Genomic DNA, 18,682 nt, shown 5'->3' with positions numbered 1-18,682 from the left:
CTACCCGAACCTTGATTGGAGAAAAGCTCTTTAGTAGATATAGAAAGGAAATTCTTGTCCTAAATAGGGGAGACATGCAGCCTTAAGATCGGTTTCGGACAATTGGGATACATTTTCGATAAATTCCTCTATGGATGTGTAATTTTTTTGATGTAAAAGCTGAAGCAGCGCCTTCCATGTATTACGTTTTTGGACCACTTCCAGCTGGGATTGCATGTCAGAGGACAAAGCAGCCTTGATGGTTTTCCATTCAGCTTCGTTTTTTTCTAAACTGCTAAGCAGCGGTATATTTGTAATCGCTGCAATACCTAACGCACATTCCCATAATAGGGAATGCTTGAGTTCCACTCGGTATGTTTCTCTTCTCCGGGCGCTTGTTTGAATAATTTCCATGTCATCCCTCCATCAATATCTTTTTCTGTATACTATAGTTATAGAATATAAAATTCAATATATTTAGAATAAATTTTCGGATGATTTTATAGACAGAGAATTGGGAAAGGGATATAGAGAAAGACGCAGAATGAAAGCAGGTGACCATATGGACGTATGGGGAGAAAGACATGATCCGCTGCAAAACGAGGAGTTGATAGCAGGGTATTTACCCGGCGACACCGCTCCTGGGCAAACAGCAAAGATAATCAAGCATCGATATCGGCAAATCCAGTCCAATCGCCGGAAACCAAGATATAATAAACAAAGCGACAGATCGTTATGCCAATGGGTAATGGAAGGCTTGAAAAGAATTGTTTCGCAAAGAGCAGAACCGTGGCGTGCGAATCAGGAACCGGTGTTTGAAAACCCAAACTCTGTCTACCCTAATTGGAAAATAACATTGGATGCCCAGAAAAAAGTATTAACTGAAAAACTAGAACAGGAAGTCGATGTGACGGAGTACGGTGCGGTGGGGGACGGGGTGACCGATTGCACCGGGGCGTTTCAAAGAGCGGTTGGGAAAGGCGGAGTGAAAGTGAAGATTCCTGCTGGTTGTTATGTAATAAAAGAAGTCAAACTTCCATCCTATACATTTTTAGAAGGGGATGGAAAGGGAAAAACGATTCTTAAGCTAGCCGATTCTGCTCCCAAATGGACGAGACTTATCACCAATGCTAATCATATTCGCGGCAACAGCCACCTAGCTGTGGAAAGTATGACCCTCGATTGGAATGTCGAAAGACTCAAGGAACAAGAAAAAACCAGCTTTGGCAACAATTTTTCCAGCTGCCTGACTTACGCCAATGTTTTATACGGCTGGGTGAGGAAAGTAGAGGCCGTCAATCCAGGGCTTCATTGTTTTGATATTTCGTCAGCCTATTATAATTATGCCGGCGACGGGTTTCGTGGTAAAGGGGAAAGTCGTTATATCTGGCTTGATCAGTTAACCGGCCGCGGCTTTGGGGATGATGGCATCACTACCCACCATAGCAGGAAGATTATCATTTCCAATTCGCACATGTATGAACCGAGCGGGCGTTCTCACCGGAGCGGTTTTTCCAACTCCAATGGATTTGAAGTGGATGACGGTTCCCAGCATGTCTGGCTCGTGAACAATTCATCATCAAGGTGTTTTGGCGGGGTGGAGGTCAAAGCACACGCCAATTCTTCAGCTGCCATGCACACGGTGATTGCCGGACATCTATCGGTACAGGATAACAGGTCCTATAATTTCCGGCATATCGGGCACCACCGGCAGGAAGATCCGGAATCCAAGACGGCAGAAGGGATATTGGCAGTAAACCTGGTTGCGTTTTTTCCGGTCTATTCCTCTCTGTATCAAGATTCCGCCCCCCGTGCTTTAGTAGTATCTGGTTACCGTAATGTCGGAATAGAAAACCTGTTGGCACAGGGGAATCCGGATTATGACTATCAAGACAATCCGGTCATCGCGGTCCAATATCGTGCAGACAACGTTTGGCTGAACAATATTTACGTTAGAGGTTTTATGAAGGCCGGGGTGGATGTACAGTTATTTGGCGGAGACAACCATGCGGGGAGAGTAGTGACAGGCCGGATTGAAAGTGAGCATTCTGCCAGTGAAAAACTGAATGCAGGAAAAGAAGTGCAGAGAATGTCTATCGATGAAATGGAAACGAAGAAAAACAGCCTGCAGTTCTGATGGCAGGCTGTTAGTTTTGGTAAACTTCTTTTCTGGAAAGGTATTCTTTTACCAAAGGAATGGCTTCTTCCGTGCTTTCAGCATGAATCGTAAAATTGTCATGCTTATTTGCTGAATAGGTGTAAAGCGGGTCGTAATAATACTCTAACAGCAGCAGGACGGCCTCGGAAAAATCCGCCTTATGCAGTGCCTTTTCGATGTCGGCTGCGACGGGGGTATGAATACGCCGTTTAATCCTTTTAAAGGCTTCGAGTGCTTCTTCATGATGATTCCAAGGCTGGTAATCATCTAAAATATTTCTCACCCGCTCTTCGATCGGAATGTCGATAAATACATGCGTCCCATTCTCTTTCTTTTCGACCATGAAGTCGGGCAACGTTACTCTGCCAATTCGTTTGCTTTCGGCTTCCATGACTACGTATGGTTCTTCCTGTGTCTTCAACAGCTGGTGAAGAAGGAGAGAATCAAATTTTTTCTGTTTATTCGGCTCCAATCCGATTTGACCAAAAATGGAACCCCGATGGTTGGCCATTTTTTCAAAATCGAGAATCGCATACCCATCCTTCTCCAGCTCTTCCAGAATAATCGTCTTTCCGGCCCCTGTGTAACCATTTAGCACAATTGCCTCAGGAGCAAATGAAAATGTTTCCAACGTGTCCACTACCCACTGACGGTAGGAACGAATTCCACCTTGGAGCCGGTTCACTTTAATTCCCATTAAATCTACCATGGTGGCAGCGGTTTTACTGCGCATTCCCCCGCGCCAGCAGAAAACCGTCTTATCCGTGTCTATCGCTTGAAACGCCTTGATGAATTCCGGCAGCTTAGCGGAAACAATCTCGACTCCCCGCTGTTTGGCAATCTCCGGGCTTTCCTGCTTGTACAATGTGCCGATCTCTGCTCTCTCCTCATCATCAAACACCGGAATGTTGATGCTTCCAGGAATGGTGGCTGCAGCATACTCGGAAGGGGAACGTACATCGATCAATGTGTGTTCACCTTTCATTTGCAAACTTGCAATTTCCTGCCAACTTATATCTTGAAACAATTCCTTCACGCCTCTCTATGTTGAACTTGCGAAAAGTCATCTTTAGAATCGGGTTCTTCTTCTATTTTAATGATAATTCTCTGATTTGTAAAAAACGTCACTACATGACAATTTTTTGCGTCATCCAATTATGGAAAAATAAGTATAGTTAATTGGAATCAAACACCTTATTATGCATAAATATGGAAAAGAGAGGTGGGCGATGATGAGGCAACGAAAACCAAATGCATTATTTAGTGACATGGACCTCGCAGAACAATACTTACCAATCGTCAACAAAGGTTTGAAGCAGGAGGGCAAAATAAAACGGATTCTCATTATAGGAGCAGGAATGGCGGGGTTGGTGGCTGGCTCGCTTCTTAAAGAAGCCGGGCACCATGTAACGATTTTAGAAGGAAATGACCGTGTGGGAGGAAGGGTTTATACGGTACGAGAGCCCTTTATCGGCGGTGACTACATAGATGTCGGGGCCATGAGAATACCAGCCAATCATCTGCTTACGATGGAATACATAAAAAAATTCCGATTACCCCTTAATCCGTTTATCAATAATTCTCCAGATGATTTCCTGCATAGCAATCATATTACTCTGACACGTCACCAGTATGAAGAAAATCCTGATTTGTTCGACTACCCGCTGCCACCTCATGAACGGGGGAAAACGGCGGCTGAGCTTTTTCAGGAAGCGGTCGACCCTTTCCTGTCTCTTTATGAACATTCTACTCCTGATCAGAAACAGAGGCTGATAGCGCAATACGATCGTTATAGTATGGAAAATTTTTTGCTCCATAATCCTATCGGGCCGAAGCTTTCTTCGGAGGCTGTACGGAAAATAAAAGTATTGCTGGGAATTGAAGGGTTTCCCGAACTGTCCTTTATTAATATCCTTACAGATATTGTCGGTACTGTTTTTAACGAAAACCTCGATTTCTATGAAATCGATGGGGGAAATGATAAGCTACCGGCGGCATTTTTGCCATTTTTATCGAACAATATTTTATTGAATAGGCATGTGAACCGTATTATTCAACAGAATAATGGAGTAGCTGTCCATTGTAAAAATACGCAAACAGAAAAATTGGAATGGTTTCATGGTGATTTATTGCTTACTACTATTCCTTTTCCGGCTTTTCAATTTATTGAGGTATTGCCACATCAATCACTTCGTTTTACGAAAAAAAAGGCAATCCACGAAATGCACCACGTAGCATCCACAAAAATCGCCATGCAGTTTAAGAACAAGTTTTGGGAAGAACAGGGAATGATGGGCTCTAATATCATCAGTGATTTAACAACTCGGTTTACTTATACGCCGAGTCATGGAATTGGAACACCAGGACCTGGAATCCTGCTGGTAAGCTATAGCTGGGGAGAAAATGCGGTACCGTGGGATGCGCTTCCGGAACAAGAAAAAGTACAGCATGCATTACATGGACTTTCGACGTTTTTCGGAAACCAAGTATATGAACAATTTCTTACTTGTTTTTCGTTCAGTTGGAATTTAAATCCGTTCTCAGCAGGTTGCTTTACGCTGTTTAAACCAAACCAAATCACAGAGTTTTCCCAGGTGATCAAGGAACCGGAAGGAAGGATCCATTTTGCCGGAGAACAGACCTCTTCCCATCATGGATGGATAGAGGGAGCGGTAGAATCAGGTATCCGGGCAGCGTTGGAAATGAATCAGAGGGGTTGATTTTTTTTAGCAAAAGAAGCATCTTGGTTAATAGAAAAACCGAGCGAAGATTTGAACTGACCCAGCAAAACGGGACAAGAAAAAACACCTATGCTGCTATAGTCCTGAATTCTACAGGACTGTGGCAGTTTAATTTTGAAAACGGTCGTATGTAGTTGTAATAATACATGTAAGATTCTACTTTTTCTAGTACAATAGAGTTTGTAAGGAGCACTCTATTTTGAGTGTTGAATTCTTCCGACTTTAGCGAGGAATGGAAGGATTCGATTACGGCATTATCAAAGCAATTTCCTTTTCGGGACATGCTTGTGGTAATGCCTTTTTCTTTAGCCAGTTCCTGAAAAGCATAAGAGGTGTACTGAGCACCCTGGTCACTATGCAGAATAACTTCATGAGTTTCTCTTCCTTTACAAGCAGCTTCTAATGTATCTAACACAAGCTTAACATCTTGGGTGTCACTAACTTTATAGGCCATGATTTCGTTATTATACAAGTCCATTATGGTTGATAAATAAAGCATTTTTTCTCCATAAGGCAAGTAAGTGATATCTGTAACCCATTTTTGATTAGGTCGGTCCGTCTTAAAATCCTGTTTGAGAAGGTTTGGTACCACAAACTTGCTTTCACCAGCAATGTAAACCTTTCTTTTCACTTTCACTTGGCATTGAAGGTTATACTTTTGCATGATTTTTTGTACTGTCTTTCGGTTCACCATCATTTTGTAATCATTTTTGAGAATACCCCTTACGTTTCGATGTCCCACCCTAAATGAAAGACTTTGACAAATACCTATAACTAATTGATGGAGAAGGGGCAACTCAGCTGATATCCTCTCCTTCCAACGATAATAAGTTGACCTTGGAATCTTGAAGCATTCACAAATAGTAGTGATCGTGTATTTCTCTTTATAAGCTTCTACGACTTCAACGAATACTTCTGGAACCACTTCCTTTCGATTTCTTGGTACTTTCCCGACAATTCATCTCGCATTTCATAATACTTCACTTTTTTCCTTAACTGATTTATTTCACTATCATCATCAGGCCCTTTTCCAAAAGCATATTGTTTTCCAATTGGTTGAGCCAACCTGTGCTCCTCTCCATTCCTAAACCATTTCGTCCAGGTTTTGATCTGTGTCTCATTTTTAATGCCAAACTTCTCCATAATCTCCTTGTTCGTGAGTTCTCCAGAAAGCTTTAAGCGTATAACTTCTCTCTTGATTTCTTCAGGATAAACCATCTTCTTTCCCATAACAAAAACACCTCCAAATGTCGATAAATACTTTTATACGACTCTGGGGGTGTTTTTTCCTGTCTCATATTATTGGGTCACTCTAGACTTGACTCGTTCGGCTTTTCTTTTTTATATCCCGCGAATTATTCTTTTGTTTCTACGATTGGTTTAAAAGCGCGATAACTTGTTTGGCGACGCCTTTGGCCGAAGCGGGATTTTGTCCGGTGACAACCCTGCCGTCCTTCCTGACGCAGGATTTGAACGGCAGGGAAGCATGTTCATAATGAGCCCCGTGGGATTTAAGCTTGTTCTCTAAAGAAAAGGGCAGGTACTTAAATAGCATCATGGCTTTTTCCTCTCGATCTGAATATCCAGTCACCGTTTTTCCTGCAAGCAGGTAATTTCCATTTGAAAGCTGGAGATCATAAAGTGCGCTTGGCCCATGGCAGACTGCTGCCACAACCCCTCCATTTTCATAGATAACTCGGGCAATGTCGTGCAGTTGCTTGTTGCCAGGAAAATCCCACATGGTTCCATGGCCGCCGGCAAAGTAAATCGCTTCATATTCAGCAGCATCTACTTGGCTGGGTGCATACGGCTTTCGCAGCCATTCCATAAATGCTGGATCGTTGTAGTAATGTCGGAGCTGTTTGCTTAGCAACAGCTCGGTCAAACTGCGTGGGTCTATCGGTACTTTACTGCCGGAAGGACTTACAATATCGACAGCATATCTATGTTTGACCCGGTGATAAAATTTTGTGAACTCGCTTAGCCATAGTCCGGTTTCCCTGGAAGGATCACCTAAAGAACCATGGTTTGTTACGACAATTAAGATTTTTTTCATTTTATTCCTCCTCCGCAAGCCATACAACAGTTGCTGATAGTATTCCACATAAAAAAGAGCCTTAATCGGATTTTCTTGTGTCAAGGAAGGAACAAGAAGGAAAAGAAACAATCAATCCCTTGATTTATTGGGAAAATCATTTATAATGATAATGATTCTCAATTAAATAGATACATAAAAGAAAAGCGCAATGAAAGCGTTTCTATAATTAAGAGATGGATTGGGCAATAGGAGAAAGGTGTAAGCGACGCTCATCATCAGAAATAAATGAATAGTATTATCACCCGATTTGATAAAGGAGTTTTTTTGATGGCTAGAGACAATGAACTGTATGACGTTACAATTGTCGGAGGTGGTCCCACAGGTTTGTTCGCTGCATTTTACAGTGGAATGCGCCAGTTGAAAACGAAAGTAATAGAGGCCGGACGGCATCTGGGAGGAAAGGTTGCCCAGTTTTACCCGGAGAAGTACATATATGATATTGGAGGCATCCCCCGTATATCTGGACAAGACCTTGTCTGGCAGATGAAAGAACAAGCGGACCTTCATAGTCCGGAAATGGTTTATAACCAGTACGTGACATCAATTGAGAAACAGGCGGATGGAAATTTCAAGTTGACCGCGGACTCTGGAGAAACGCATCTTTCGAGAACGGTTATCCTTGCAACTGGTTTCGGCATTTATGAACCGGTACGACTTCCTGTAGAAAATGCGTCTAAACATGAAGGCGGACAATTGCATTATACGTTGCTTAATAAGGAAAAATTAAGCAGGAAGACCGTCATGATCGTTTCTAAAAATCGGGTTGGAATTGACTGGGCACTCGCATTGGAGGACCAGGCCGAAAAGGTAATACTCGTTAATGAGTCGGACACGTTTCAACACATGGGCTCTGATGATGAAGTGCGTCTTGAGAAGTCATCAGTGGATGTCAAACTGTTTCATGAAGTACGCGAACTGATTGATCAAGACGGCAGTCTGCAACAGGCAAGGCTCATGAATCGGGAATCCGGGGATGAAGAGCTGCTGGCAATCGATGAAGTACTCGTCTATCAGGGGATTGAGTTCAAAGCAGCACCGTTTAAACAGTGGGAACTTGCGGTTGAAAAAAGCAAGATCACCGTCGATCCTGGAATGGCGGCGAGTGTAGAAGGGATTTTTGCAGCTGGGGATGCGGTTCATTATCCAAGAAAATCGATGTTGATTGCATCTGGTTATACGGAAGCAAGTACTGCGGTAAACAGTGCCGCGCTTTATCTTAATCCGAAAGCAAGTGCACAGGTTTACAGCACAGTAGAATACAAGTATAAAGAGTGAAATCGAAGCGCCAGCTGTAAAGCTAAGGCGCTCCATATTTAACAGAATGGCAGAAAAAAGGCTGACTACCAAATACGGAGTCAGCCTTTTTGTATGGTAGAAAATGATTAGTTCGTTGCTTATTTCTACTTCTTTACCACTTGAAGGGCTTTCGAGCATGGAGCTGCCATTCTAAAAGAATAGCAGGATTAATCAGAAACAGGGTCCTCCGGTCGTTTTCCTCTTTTTAATTCATAGATGCTCAGTCCGAAATCCATCTGTAAATGAGGATAGTCCTTGAAGCGTGCCCAGTCACCACCCCACTCGAAACCTAACTCCTTCGCAATGTCGACAATTTCCATCCAATCCGATTCCCCATTGCCATTTCCATCATAGCTCATGTCCCAAACAGCACGTCCGTTTTCATTCTGTAAGGCAAAGTCTATTGCCAATCCGTAGTTATGATAGGATTCTCCACCTTCAGCATAGGTGACGATATCCCCATCCTCTGAACGGCCCTGCTGGTATAACTCATCCTGGCGCGCTACGGTGCGGAAGCCTTCGGTAATGATAATCGGGATGCCTTGTTCTTCTGCTTGTTCAACTAATTGGTTCTTTTTTTCTTCTACGATTGGGTGCAGTTCTTCGGGCAACTCGCCGTTTTCCTTTATCTCTTCATTCAAGGGGTCTAACGCTGTATTTTCTTTTTCTATATAGAACACAATAAACAGGACGCAAGCCGTCAGTATGATCAGCCATACTAGTATATTGACTTTCACCTATCCGATTCCCTTCGTTGTCTAAATTGTCTTAAGATGCAGATGCTTTCATGCACACACTTGAAAGATTATCACAATTCAAAGAATACCGACAACAATTGCATTTGTTGATCTCAGGTAGCAGCGATCTGAAGGGATTGTTTCTTTCGTGTCTTTCACGGGTACTTATACATTATCAACCATCACGTGAAGGAGAGATAAACATGTATCCGGATCTGTCGGGAAAAACAGCTATTGTTACAGGGTCTTCGAAAGGAATCGGTCAGGGAATCGCTGTACGGTTTGGAAAGGAAAAGATGAATGTGGTCGTCGATTACCATAGCGATCCAAATGGTGCAGAGGAAACAGTCCGTTTGATTAAAGAACACGGCGGAGATGCGATTGCTGTGGAAGCAGATGTCTCCCGGGAAGAAGGAATGCGCCAATTGATCGATGCCGCAATCCAACGGTTTGGTTCTATTCAGGTAATGGTGAACAATGCCGGGTTTAGCAACGGGTGCCCTTCCCACGAATTAAGCCTCCAGGATTGGCGGAGGGTGCTCGAAGTGAACTTAACCGGAGCGTTTCTCGGTTCCAGGGAAGCAATCAAGTACATGCTTGACCATGATATCAATGGAAGCATCATCAATATTTCCAGTGTCCACCCACAAATACCGAAGGTCCATAATGTGCATTACTCCACGACTAAAGGCGGATTGAAGATGATGACAGAAACATTGGCATTGGAATATGCCGGTCGCGGAATCCGTGTAAATGCAATCGCTCCAGGAACCATTGAAACGCCTGCCAACCCTGCAGAAGAAAAACAAGGGAAAGAGAAAGAAGCGACGCTGCAGAAAATCCCTATGAACAAAATAGGAAAGCCGGATCAGATTGCGGCAGCAGCTGCCTGGCTGGTGTCTGAAGAAGCGGGATATGTAACAGGGACTACTCTGTTTGTTGATGGTGGTATGACCCTGTATCCTTCTCAATTGGAGTAGCCTGTCCGGTGGTAATCATAACCATATGCAGGAAAGTCGTTTGCTCGCTATCTAAATAAGGAAAAGATAACTAGTTGCTAAAGAAAGTTGCTAAAGAAGAAAGGGTGAATGGAATGCTACGAACAATCTTGATGATTATAGGGGCCATTGTTGTAATTAGTTTTATTATCTCCCTGCTTTAATAGCTTAAAAACGGGCCTGTTCCACTTATGGGACAGGCCCGTTTTTTCCGTGGAGTTGCTATTTCGATGAAAATCCAAAAAAAGCAACAGGAATAGATAAATTTTTCAGAATAGAATAAATATATTGAAACCTCCCGAAAAAGCTATTATAGTTGTTAGAAAGAAAGAGGGAGGCATACATAATGGAAAAAGACTTACGAATTAAAAGTAAAGTGTTCAGTGACGACCCTAAGCGGGCACCCAACCGGGCTATGCTTCGTGCGGTAGGGGTTACGGATGAAGACTTTAAGAAGCCGATGATCGGCGTGGCAAGTACTTGGAGTGAAGTGACGCCTTGTAATATCCATCTTCATGATTTAGCCGTAAAAGCTAAAGAAGGAGCCCGGGAAGCAGGAGGCGTACCGCTGATATTTAATTCGATTACAGTGTCGGACGGTATCTCCATGGGGACGCAGGGAATGCGATACTCCCTTCCGAGCCGGGACGTTATCGCAGATTCCATCGAAACAGTAGTGGGAGCAGAAAACCTTGATGCATATGTAGCAATTGGAGGTTGTGATAAGAATATCCCAGGCTGTATGATTGCCATCGCACGCTCAGAAGTTCCCGCTGTTTTTGTTTATGGCGGTACGATCTCCCCGGGTTTCCATAAAGGGAAGAAACTGGATATCGTTTCCGTTTTTGAGGGAGTCGGCCAACATAACAATGGCGATATCAGTGATGAACAGTTGCATGGAATTGAGTGCCATGCCTGCCCAGGTGCCGGGTCCTGCGGTGGGATGTACACGGCGAACACGATGGCTTCTGCGGTCGAGGCATTGGGAATGAGTCTCCCGGGCAGCTCGTCGAATCCTGCTGAATCGGAAGAGAAGCGGAATGATTGTATGGAAGCCGGTGAAGCGGCCTACAAGATGCTGGAAATGGGAATTTACCCAAAAGATATTATGACCAAAGAAGCTTTTGAGAATGCCATCACTGTTGTTATGGCGCTTGGCGGATCTACTAACGCTGTCCTTCATTTACTGGCAATTGCCCATTCAATCAAAGTCGATGTCACCATCGACGATTTTGACCGGATTCAGAAGAAGGTACCACATCTCGCTGATCTGCGGCCAAGCGGTAAGTATGTGATGGAGGATTTACACAGGGTTGGTGGAGTGCCAGCAGTAATGAAGTTTCTCTATGAAGCTGGTTACCTGCACGGCGACTGTATTACTGTCACCGGAAAAACAGTAGCTGAAAATGCAGCGGAAGCTCCAGACTTGTCGGAAGGACAAGAAATTATCCTGCCGCTAGACAAGCCTTTACGGAAAAACGGACCATTGGTTATCTTGAAAGGGAATTTGGCACCGAGCGGCGCAGTAGCCAAAGTTTCAGGGGTGAAAGTGAAACGGCATACCGGCCCTGCTCGTGTTTTCGACACGGAAGAAGAGGCGACAGAAGCTGTTATCAACAACGAGATAAACGAAGGCGATGTGCTGGTTATCCGATATGAAGGACCGAAAGGCGGTCCAGGTATGCCGGAAATGCTTTCGATTTCTGCAATTTTAGTCGGGAAAGGGCTCGGCGAAAAGGTGGCACTGCTGACAGACGGTCGTTTCTCTGGCGGGACGCACGGCCTGGTTGTTGGTCATATTGCTCCGGAGGCCCAGGCAGGCGGACCAATCGCTTTATTGAAGGAAGGCGATACCGTCACGATTGACTCGGATAAACAGGAAATCGTCATGGACGTTCCAGAGGAAGAGCTCGAAAATCGCAGGAAGCAATGGACTGCGCCGCCTCTTTATAACAAAGGGGTGCTTGGCAAGTATGCACACACCGTTTCTTGTTCGTCGAAAGGAGCAGTAACGGATCATTTTGAATAAACAGGGATATGGCAAAAAGCACCGGTTCCTTAGAGGAATCAGGTGTTTTTTGTTTTAGGATCATCTTAAATACACCTCCCCCTAAAAATGCGTCAGGGCTTTACGAAGCTTCTTATTATCGGTGTAGTTACAAATATTAATTAAGGGCAAATCGCTTGGTATCCGATCACAATCCATTGGTGGTTTTCTGTAAATCGTTGGTCCGGTTTTCGCAAAAAATCCCTGCATGAACAGCTTGTGATTGTGATATAATTTAGCTTAAATCTTAAACGGGATAGTTGGAAAGAAACGGCGAGCCAGTGCCCCTCTAATTTATAAGGAGGAGAACTTGGAACTTGAACTCGATCTGGCAGAATGCTTCGCGAGTATTCTGAGCTGTAAAACAGCCAAATCGTTTTAACTATTTTTGTTTGCTTTTACTTAACTGGCAATCAGGGTAAATGAAAAATTAGTGTGCAGTATATACCAACCTTTGATTCATATCGACTAAAATTGGGGGCATAAAGATGAATGAAAAAGAATTGGAGCTTTTGGAGATTCTCGAGGGAAATGCGCGGACTCCATTGGAAACCATCGCGGATATGATGGAAATGGAGAAGCAGGAAATAGAAGGGATGATCAAATCCTTGGAAGAGCGGGATATCATTCTCAATTATCAAGCTGTGATCAATTGGGACCAGGTTCCGTCGAATGATGGGGTAACAGCTATGATAGATGTAAAAGTAGCGCCAAAACGGGAAATCGGCTTCGACGGTGTCGCAGAACGGATTTATCGCTTTCCGGAAGTGAAAGCGGTCTATTTGATGTCCGGCGCCTATGATTTGTCGGTTCAAATTGAAGGGAAAACCATGAAGGAGGTCGCTTTCTTTGTTTCAAAGAAACTGTCGACACTCGATTCTGTCCTTTCTACTACTACCCATTTTCTCTTGAAAAAGTATAAACATGATGGGGTTATTTTTGAGCCGGAGCATAAAGATAAACGGGTTGTGGTGTCACCATGACACAGCTTTCTAAAAAAAGATATCTTTCGGAAACAGCAAGAAGCATAAAACCATCGGGAATCCGAAAATTTTTTGATTTGGCAAACGAAATGGAAGGAGTGATTTCCCTCGGTGTAGGAGAACCTGACTTTGTGACCAGCTGGAACATTTGTGAGGCGGCGTATGCTTCTATGGAGAGCGGTTATACTTCCTATTCAGCCAATGCCGGTCTATTAGAGTTACGTCAGGAAATTTCTGCTTATTTACAAAAACACTTTCAACTTATGTATCAGGCGGAGAAAGAAATCATTGTCACAACCGGTGCAAGCCAGGCGATCGACCTTGCGTTCCGGGCATTGGTTGATCCAGGTGATGAAGTGTTGATTGTAGAACCGGGCTTTGTAGCCTATGCCCCGATTGTTCAGCTCGCAGGCGGCGTCCCTGTACCAGTACCGACTTCTGCAGAAAACCAATTTAAATTGACGGCGGAACAGCTGAATAGCTGTATCAGTGAAAAAACAAAATTGGTTTTGCTTTGTTTTCCTAATAATCCTACAGGTGCAACATTGGAAAGAGAAGAGCTTGAGAAACTGGCAGCAGTTGTAAGCCGCCATGATTTATTGGTGCTTTCTGATGAAATTTATGCGGAGCTAAGCTATGACCGGCCGCATTATAGTATAGCGGCACTGCCGGATATGGCAGAACGGACCGTTGTTATTTCTGGGTTTTCCAAGGCGTTTGCCATGACTGGATGGAGGCTTGGCTACTTAGCAGGACCAGAGCCGTTGTTGCAGGCGATGCTGAAAATCCATCAGTACACGATGATGTGCGCCCCGACGATTGCACAGCATGGAGCATTGGAAGCTTTACGGAATGGCCGTGAGGATGTCGATAAGATGGTGGCAAGCTATCGCAGGCGTCGAAACTATTTTGTAAAGGCAAGCAACCGTATCGGTTTGCCTTGCCATATGCCGGGGGGAGCCTTTTACGCGTTTCCGTCCATCAGGGAAACAGGCTTGACCTCCGAGCAGTTTGCTGAACAATTACTGCAGGAAGAAAAAGTAGCAGTCGTTCCTGGATCCGTATTTGGTGCAGGCGGGGAAGGGCACGTACGCTGCTCTTATGCAGCATCTATGGAAGCCTTGCAGACAGCGGTCGAACGGATCGGTCGGTTTGTAGAAAAGCGTTTATAAAGAAAAGAGCCTTGCCAGCCAGGCAAAGGCTCTTTTTGTAATTGAAAATTGGCTGGTTTGGCTGCATTATGCCAATGCACCCGATACATCATAAAGACTTAGATCAATTTCGGTAGCTTCCTCTAATGCCAATTTAGCAAGTTGAGAGCCGATATACGGCCCCATTGTTAGGCCGGATGCCCCAAGTCCATTCGCTGTCAAAAGACCTTCAAATCCAGGGACTGTACCGATGACCGGGAGAAATCCGGGAGTAAACGGTCGAAAGCCAACTCTTGTTTCCAGCAATGTACTGTCAGATAAACCAGGTGCTGTCTGCAAGGTTTTTTCGAGTATCTCCTGTATCCCTCCGGCAGTAACCCTTGTATCGTAACGGGCTGTATCTTCGTGGGTAGTACCGGCAACTACCCGGTTACGTTCGAATGCAAGCAGGTAATGGCTTTTCGGTGGCATTACGACCGGCCAATTGCCTGTCTCGACATCAGGAAGTTCCAAATGCAGGATTTGGGCCTTTTGGAAGCTGACCTGGAACGAAATCCCCAATGGCTCAAGTAGTTTACGAGCCCAGGCACCTGCTGTTACGATTACTTTGTCCCCAGTGATGACTTCCTTCTCCACGCTTACACCATATGCTTTTTGATTTTTGACTAGCAAAGAGGCACTTCCGTTTATTCGCTTGGCCCCGTGTTTTTCAGATGCACGCAATAAAGCGTTAAGCAGCAAACGTCCATCGACACGAGCAGCTCCGCTGACATGGACGGCTCCCATTTCCCCGGATAGCGGAGGGAATAAATCTTTCGCTTGATCTGCTGACAGTCGGCTGATTTCCCCCATCTCCGGAGCGCTTTCACGCCGCTTAAAGGCACGTTCTTCCATAGCATCTAGCTTTTTTGATTCATGGTGGAGGCTGATGGCACCTGATTGTGTGTATCCCGTGTTTGTCTCTCCATCTGATTTTAGTTCATTTATTAAATCCGGGTAATAACGAGCTCCACCTTTGGCCAGCTGATACCAGGCCTTATTTCGCCGCTGGGAGAGCCAGGGGCAGATAATTCCTGCAGCTGCATCTGTAGCCTGGCCGGAATCATTCCGATCGACAATCACTACTTCCGCACCTGCCTTTACTAGGCGATAAGCGGTGGAAGCTCCCAGTATTCCGGCACCGACTATAATGAATTTTTTCATTCTATCATCCTTACCGTTTATTGTGTGTCATTTAAAATATATCAGACAAAACCCTGCTACAAAAGGAACATGCTACAAGCCCTGGTGTCTATTGACCAATAGCCAATTATCATCAAAGTTTGTCATAGCTTTCACAGACTATTTAACTAATTATGCTTTCTTAGAGGAAAGATGGAATGCCATCAAGCCGCTAACTGCCGGGATTAACGAGAGAAAGTCCCAATACCCAAACGTTCGTTCTTTTTGTAAAATAAAGTAAATGGGAAATTTTATAGACATAGGTTGTTAGATGGGAGAGGAGGGCTTCTTTATAAAGTAAGCAAGTCAATATCATTTAGGGGGGTTATCTGTATGGAGGAAAAGTCATTGTATCAATTAACGACTGAGTCTAAGAGTAACCCGTCCGCCTTGGTAGCCATTCTCGATTCGTTCGAGCCAAAAGTCAAAAAATCCCTTTACCAGACCGAAGAAAAAAACAGGGAAGATATGTACCAGGATTTACAGTTGAAAATGGTAGAAGCCATTACCAGTTATGATATATCCAAAGTTCCCGGATTTTTCGACTTTCAAGTTCAGGTAGAGAGCAACATGATTTGATTACATTATAACAGGGAGGCGATCAAATGAATACTTTTGACTTTCCGCTTTGGGTCACGTTGTTGGGGAATTTCGGTTTTCCTATCGCAGTCACTGTTTATTTGTTCTTTCGCTTTGAACGAAAAATTGAAAATCTGGAGACTGTTATCAACGAGCTCTCGGTGAAGCTTTCCCAGAAGTAGAGAGGCTCACCTCATCTCCGGGGAACAGAAGGGGAGGGTTAGTTGGTGGAAGAAAAAGAAGATCCTTGTACCTCTGAAGTGAAGAAGTATCTAGAAGAGCACCAGGAGTTTTTCAAAAATAATATAGTGTCCGCTTTTTTGAAAGAGAAAGATAATTACCAGTTGTTCGTCCAGACTATTTGTTACCCATCCCATGCCAACACCAAAAAGCTTGATGATAAATTCCGCGCTTACTACTTTAATATCAGGCTGACCACATTTCTCTCTAATACCCTACATTTCAATGCCATAAATTATGATAAAAAATATAAGAACCTGAAAATGAGAAATCAGCTCATCCTTGACTCCCCTTTAACAGATGATTCCGAGTACACGCTAAAAGATCTTATCGAAGATAAACAGCAGAATACGAGTCTGGAGGTCGTACTTTCGCAGGGAAGGAATTATTCCCTTGAGGATATGGTGGTAGATGAAAAGCTGTATCACGCCATTACCAAATTGACAGAGAACCAGAAGAAAATTTTAAACTTGGCATACGTGCATGAACTTAGCGACACAGAAATAGCTGGAATTCTGAAAAAATCACAACAAGCTGTTTCCAAGAGTCATAAAAAAGCACTTAAAAGACTGAGAAGGTCTTTGAACGAAACCGGTTGATTCTGGATGTGGAAAAGGAAGTGGAGAAGTTTTGCTGTATCACAATATTGGCTTCCCCTCTTTGGACTCCAGTCGAAAAAGTAAGCGATTGGATATCTGCCTGGAGGGGAAAAGATATACGGATCCTTAAAAGGGGACGAGTTACTTTGTGTACATCACACAGGACGAGTCTTCTTCTTTTGTGTCCCGCCAATATTTTAGTGTGGTTCGGGAATACTTTACACGAAAGGTTCATCCAAAGATTAATTGTTTTACAACCAATCTTCACTGGGGTATAATCACGTCTGGACAATAATTCCGATAAAATCACTGGGGGTTTAAAATATGAAAAAATTTAGTGCTTGGCTGGTCTTAATCAGCCTGATCGCTGTTTTGGCAGCATGTGGAAATAACCAAGAGGGGGAGTCCGGCGCTGACGAGAACAACGGCAGTTCAGATAATGGCTCTGAAGAGTCCGCTTCCCTTTATGATCAGATCGTTGAGGAAGGGGTTATGACAGTAGGAACAGAAGGCACCTATGCACCATTCACTTTTCACAATGATGAAGGAGAACTGACCGGTTATGATGTGGAAGTAATTCGAGAAGTGGCAGACCGCATGGGAATTGAAGTGGAATTCGAAGAAACGCAATGGGATTCGATGTTTGCGGGATTGAATGCCGAACGTTTTGACGTCATTGCCAATCAGGTAGGCATTAATGAAGACCGTCTGGAGAACTACGACTTTTCCAATCCATATACGTATTCTTCCGCGGTTGTGGTAGTACCAAAAGACAATACAGACATCAATTCTTTTGAAGATTTAGAAGGCAAGCAATCTGCACAGTCGTTAACCAGTAACTATGGAGAAATCGCAGAGGAAAGTGGTGCGGAATTGGTCAGTGTTGAAGGTTTGGCACAGTCCATCGAATTGATCAAGCAAGGCAGAGCCGATGTCACCGTTAACGATAAACTTGCAGTTCTTGATTATATCAACCAACAGGGTGATGCAAGCATCAAAATAGCAGCGGAACAGGATGATGTTTCCGAAACAGCCTTTACTTTCAATAAAGGGAACGAAGAATTAGTAGACGCTGTCAACGAGCAACTGGAAGCCATGAGAGAAGATGGAAGCTTAGCGGAAATCTCCAAAGAATGGTTTGGTGAAGATGTCTCTTCTCAATAATGTGTTGTTTACCATCACAGCGGACATGGGGGGCTGGGAGCTGTTTAAAAACTCCCTGCTCCCGATGATCACTGGAGGGATTAAATACACCATCCCACTGACGCTGATTTCCTTTGCGGTAGGATTGGCACTGGCGTTGTTGACGGCAATGATGCGGTTGTCCAATTCCAGGATTTTAAGGGCGCCTGCTGTCGCTTATGTCTCGGCAATCAGAGGGACGCCGATGCTGGTACAGCTATTTATCGTGTTTTATGGCATGCCCAGTCTGAATATAACGATCGATCCGTTTCCAAGTGCAATTATCGCTTTTTCCTTAAATGTAGGGGCCTATGCTTCCGAAATTATCCGTGCATCTATTTTATCGATTCCAAAAGGCCAATGGGAGGCCGGCTATACCGTCGGGATGTCTCATACTACTACCTTGAAGCGGATCATTCTTCCGCAGGCAGCAAGAGTATCCATTCCCCCGCTGTCCAATACGTTTATCAGCCTGGTCAAAGATACATCGCTGGCTTCTTTGATTCTCGTTACAGAGCTGTTTCGGCGGGCACAGGAAATAGCTGCGAGGACGTATGATTTCATGCTTATATACGTTGAAGCTGCCATCCTGTATTGGATAATATGTTTCATCCTGTCACTTGTACAGGAAGTAATCGAAAGACGTCTTTCGCGATACACGGCAAGGTAGAGA

General features: G+C 44.1%; 18 protein-coding genes. 12 read left to right on the top strand and 6 right to left on the bottom strand.

Annotation, left to right across the window (positions count from 1 at the left end):
• Window positions 1-30 precede the first annotated feature (30 nt).
• Window positions 31-393, bottom strand: a complete 363-nt coding sequence (locus BN1067_RS03695) for a hypothetical protein (protein ID WP_053217551.1) — start codon at window positions 391-393, stop codon at window positions 31-33.
• Window positions 394-541: 148 nt separating this feature from the next.
• Between BN1067_RS03695 and BN1067_RS03690 the strand changes: the two genes are divergently transcribed.
• On the top strand, window positions 542-2,116 hold the full coding sequence (locus tag BN1067_RS03690) for a glycosyl hydrolase family 28-related protein (protein WP_053217668.1): 1,575 nt from the start codon (window positions 542-544) through the stop codon (window positions 2,114-2,116).
• Window positions 2,117-2,126: 10 nt separating this feature from the next.
• Here BN1067_RS03690 and mnmH read toward each other — a convergent pair whose 3' ends face one another.
• On the bottom strand, window positions 2,127-3,164 hold the full coding sequence (gene mnmH, locus BN1067_RS03685; protein WP_053217550.1) for a tRNA 2-selenouridine(34) synthase MnmH: 1,038 nt from the start codon (window positions 3,162-3,164) through the stop codon (window positions 2,127-2,129).
• A gap of 205 nt (window positions 3,165-3,369) precedes the next feature.
• Here mnmH and BN1067_RS03680 point away from each other — a divergent pair, with 205 nt between their 5' ends.
• Entirely contained in the window at window positions 3,370-4,857 is a 1,488-nt protein-coding gene (locus BN1067_RS03680; protein ID WP_053217549.1) for a flavin monoamine oxidase family protein, read from the top strand.
• A gap of 88 nt (window positions 4,858-4,945) precedes the next feature.
• Here BN1067_RS03680 and BN1067_RS03675 read toward each other — a convergent pair.
• Both BN1067_RS03675 and BN1067_RS03670 read right to left on the bottom strand, forming a co-directional pair.
• A protein-coding gene (locus BN1067_RS03675) for an IS3 family transposase (RefSeq protein ID WP_110943291.1) occupies window positions 4,946-6,108 on the bottom strand; the annotation gives its coding sequence in 2 pieces (ribosomal slippage) (window positions 4,946-5,832 and window positions 5,832-6,108; 1,164 coding nt in all).
• Window positions 6,109-6,247: 139 nt separating this feature from the next.
• On the bottom strand, window positions 6,248-6,934 hold the full coding sequence (locus BN1067_RS03670) for a type 1 glutamine amidotransferase domain-containing protein (RefSeq protein WP_053217546.1): 687 nt from the start codon (window positions 6,932-6,934) through the stop codon (window positions 6,248-6,250).
• Between the two features lie 309 nt (window positions 6,935-7,243).
• Here BN1067_RS03670 and BN1067_RS03665 point away from each other — a divergent pair, with 309 nt between their 5' ends.
• Window positions 7,244-8,251, top strand: a complete 1,008-nt coding sequence (locus BN1067_RS03665) for an NAD(P)/FAD-dependent oxidoreductase (protein WP_053217545.1) — start codon at window positions 7,244-7,246, stop codon at window positions 8,249-8,251.
• Window positions 8,252-8,439: 188 nt separating this feature from the next.
• Here the strand turns inward: BN1067_RS03665 and BN1067_RS03660 are convergent, their stop codons facing one another.
• Window positions 8,440-9,009, bottom strand: a complete 570-nt coding sequence (locus BN1067_RS03660) for a M15 family metallopeptidase (protein ID WP_053217544.1) — start codon at window positions 9,007-9,009, stop codon at window positions 8,440-8,442.
• A gap of 203 nt (window positions 9,010-9,212) precedes the next feature.
• Here BN1067_RS03660 and BN1067_RS03655 point away from each other — a divergent pair, with 203 nt between their 5' ends.
• From BN1067_RS03655 to BN1067_RS03640, 4 genes are all read left to right on the top strand, one after another.
• Complete coding sequence (locus BN1067_RS03655; RefSeq protein WP_053217543.1) at window positions 9,213-9,989, top strand: glucose 1-dehydrogenase; 777 nt, start codon at window positions 9,213-9,215, stop codon at window positions 9,987-9,989.
• Window positions 9,990-10,353: 364 nt separating this feature from the next.
• Complete coding sequence (gene ilvD / locus BN1067_RS03650) at window positions 10,354-12,036, top strand: dihydroxy-acid dehydratase (protein WP_053217542.1); 1,683 nt, start codon at window positions 10,354-10,356, stop codon at window positions 12,034-12,036.
• Between the two features lie 500 nt (window positions 12,037-12,536).
• Complete coding sequence (locus BN1067_RS03645) at window positions 12,537-13,037, top strand: Lrp/AsnC family transcriptional regulator (RefSeq protein WP_053217541.1); 501 nt, start codon at window positions 12,537-12,539, stop codon at window positions 13,035-13,037.
• The gene (locus BN1067_RS03640) at window positions 13,034-14,209 is read left to right on the top strand and encodes an aminotransferase (RefSeq protein ID WP_053217540.1); all 1,176 of its coding nucleotides are present in this window, start codon (window positions 13,034-13,036) and stop codon (window positions 14,207-14,209) included. Before BN1067_RS03645 ends, BN1067_RS03640 begins: the two co-directional genes overlap by 4 nt.
• Before the next feature lie 66 nt (window positions 14,210-14,275).
• On the opposite strand, the gene BN1067_RS03635 is transcribed toward BN1067_RS03640, so the two are convergent.
• Window positions 14,276-15,391: an NAD(P)/FAD-dependent oxidoreductase gene (locus BN1067_RS03635; protein WP_053217539.1), complete on the bottom strand. Its 1,116-nt coding sequence runs from the start codon at window positions 15,389-15,391 to the stop codon at window positions 14,276-14,278.
• A 351-nt stretch (window positions 15,392-15,742) separates the two neighbouring features.
• On the opposite strand from BN1067_RS03635, the gene BN1067_RS03630 reads away from it, so the two are divergent.
• From BN1067_RS03630 to BN1067_RS03610, 5 genes are all read left to right on the top strand, one after another.
• Window positions 15,743-15,988, top strand: a complete 246-nt coding sequence (locus BN1067_RS03630) for a helix-turn-helix domain-containing protein (protein ID WP_053217538.1) — start codon at window positions 15,743-15,745, stop codon at window positions 15,986-15,988.
• 26 nt (window positions 15,989-16,014) lie between these two features.
• On the top strand, window positions 16,015-16,170 hold the full coding sequence (locus BN1067_RS03625; RefSeq protein WP_110943289.1) for a YvrJ family protein: 156 nt from the start codon (window positions 16,015-16,017) through the stop codon (window positions 16,168-16,170).
• Between the two features lie 45 nt (window positions 16,171-16,215).
• Complete coding sequence (locus BN1067_RS03620) at window positions 16,216-16,827, top strand: sigma-70 family RNA polymerase sigma factor (RefSeq protein WP_053217537.1); 612 nt, start codon at window positions 16,216-16,218, stop codon at window positions 16,825-16,827.
• A 324-nt stretch (window positions 16,828-17,151) separates the two neighbouring features.
• On the top strand, window positions 17,152-17,991 hold the full coding sequence (locus BN1067_RS03615; protein WP_053217536.1) for an amino acid ABC transporter substrate-binding protein: 840 nt from the start codon (window positions 17,152-17,154) through the stop codon (window positions 17,989-17,991).
• Entirely contained in the window at window positions 17,975-18,679 is a 705-nt protein-coding gene (locus BN1067_RS03610) for an amino acid ABC transporter permease (protein ID WP_053217535.1), read from the top strand. The genes BN1067_RS03615 and BN1067_RS03610 overlap by 17 nt, the downstream gene beginning before the upstream one ends.
• The last annotated feature ends 3 nt before the right edge of the window (window positions 18,680-18,682 follow it).

This window comes from Virgibacillus senegalensis (genome assembly GCF_000821245.2).
In the GTDB taxonomy this organism is placed as follows: domain Bacteria; phylum Bacillota; class Bacilli; order Bacillales; family Amphibacillaceae; genus Sediminibacillus; species Sediminibacillus senegalensis.
The sequence above is the reverse complement of the archived record's forward strand: the minus strand, read 5'-3'. Positions and strand labels throughout refer to the sequence as shown.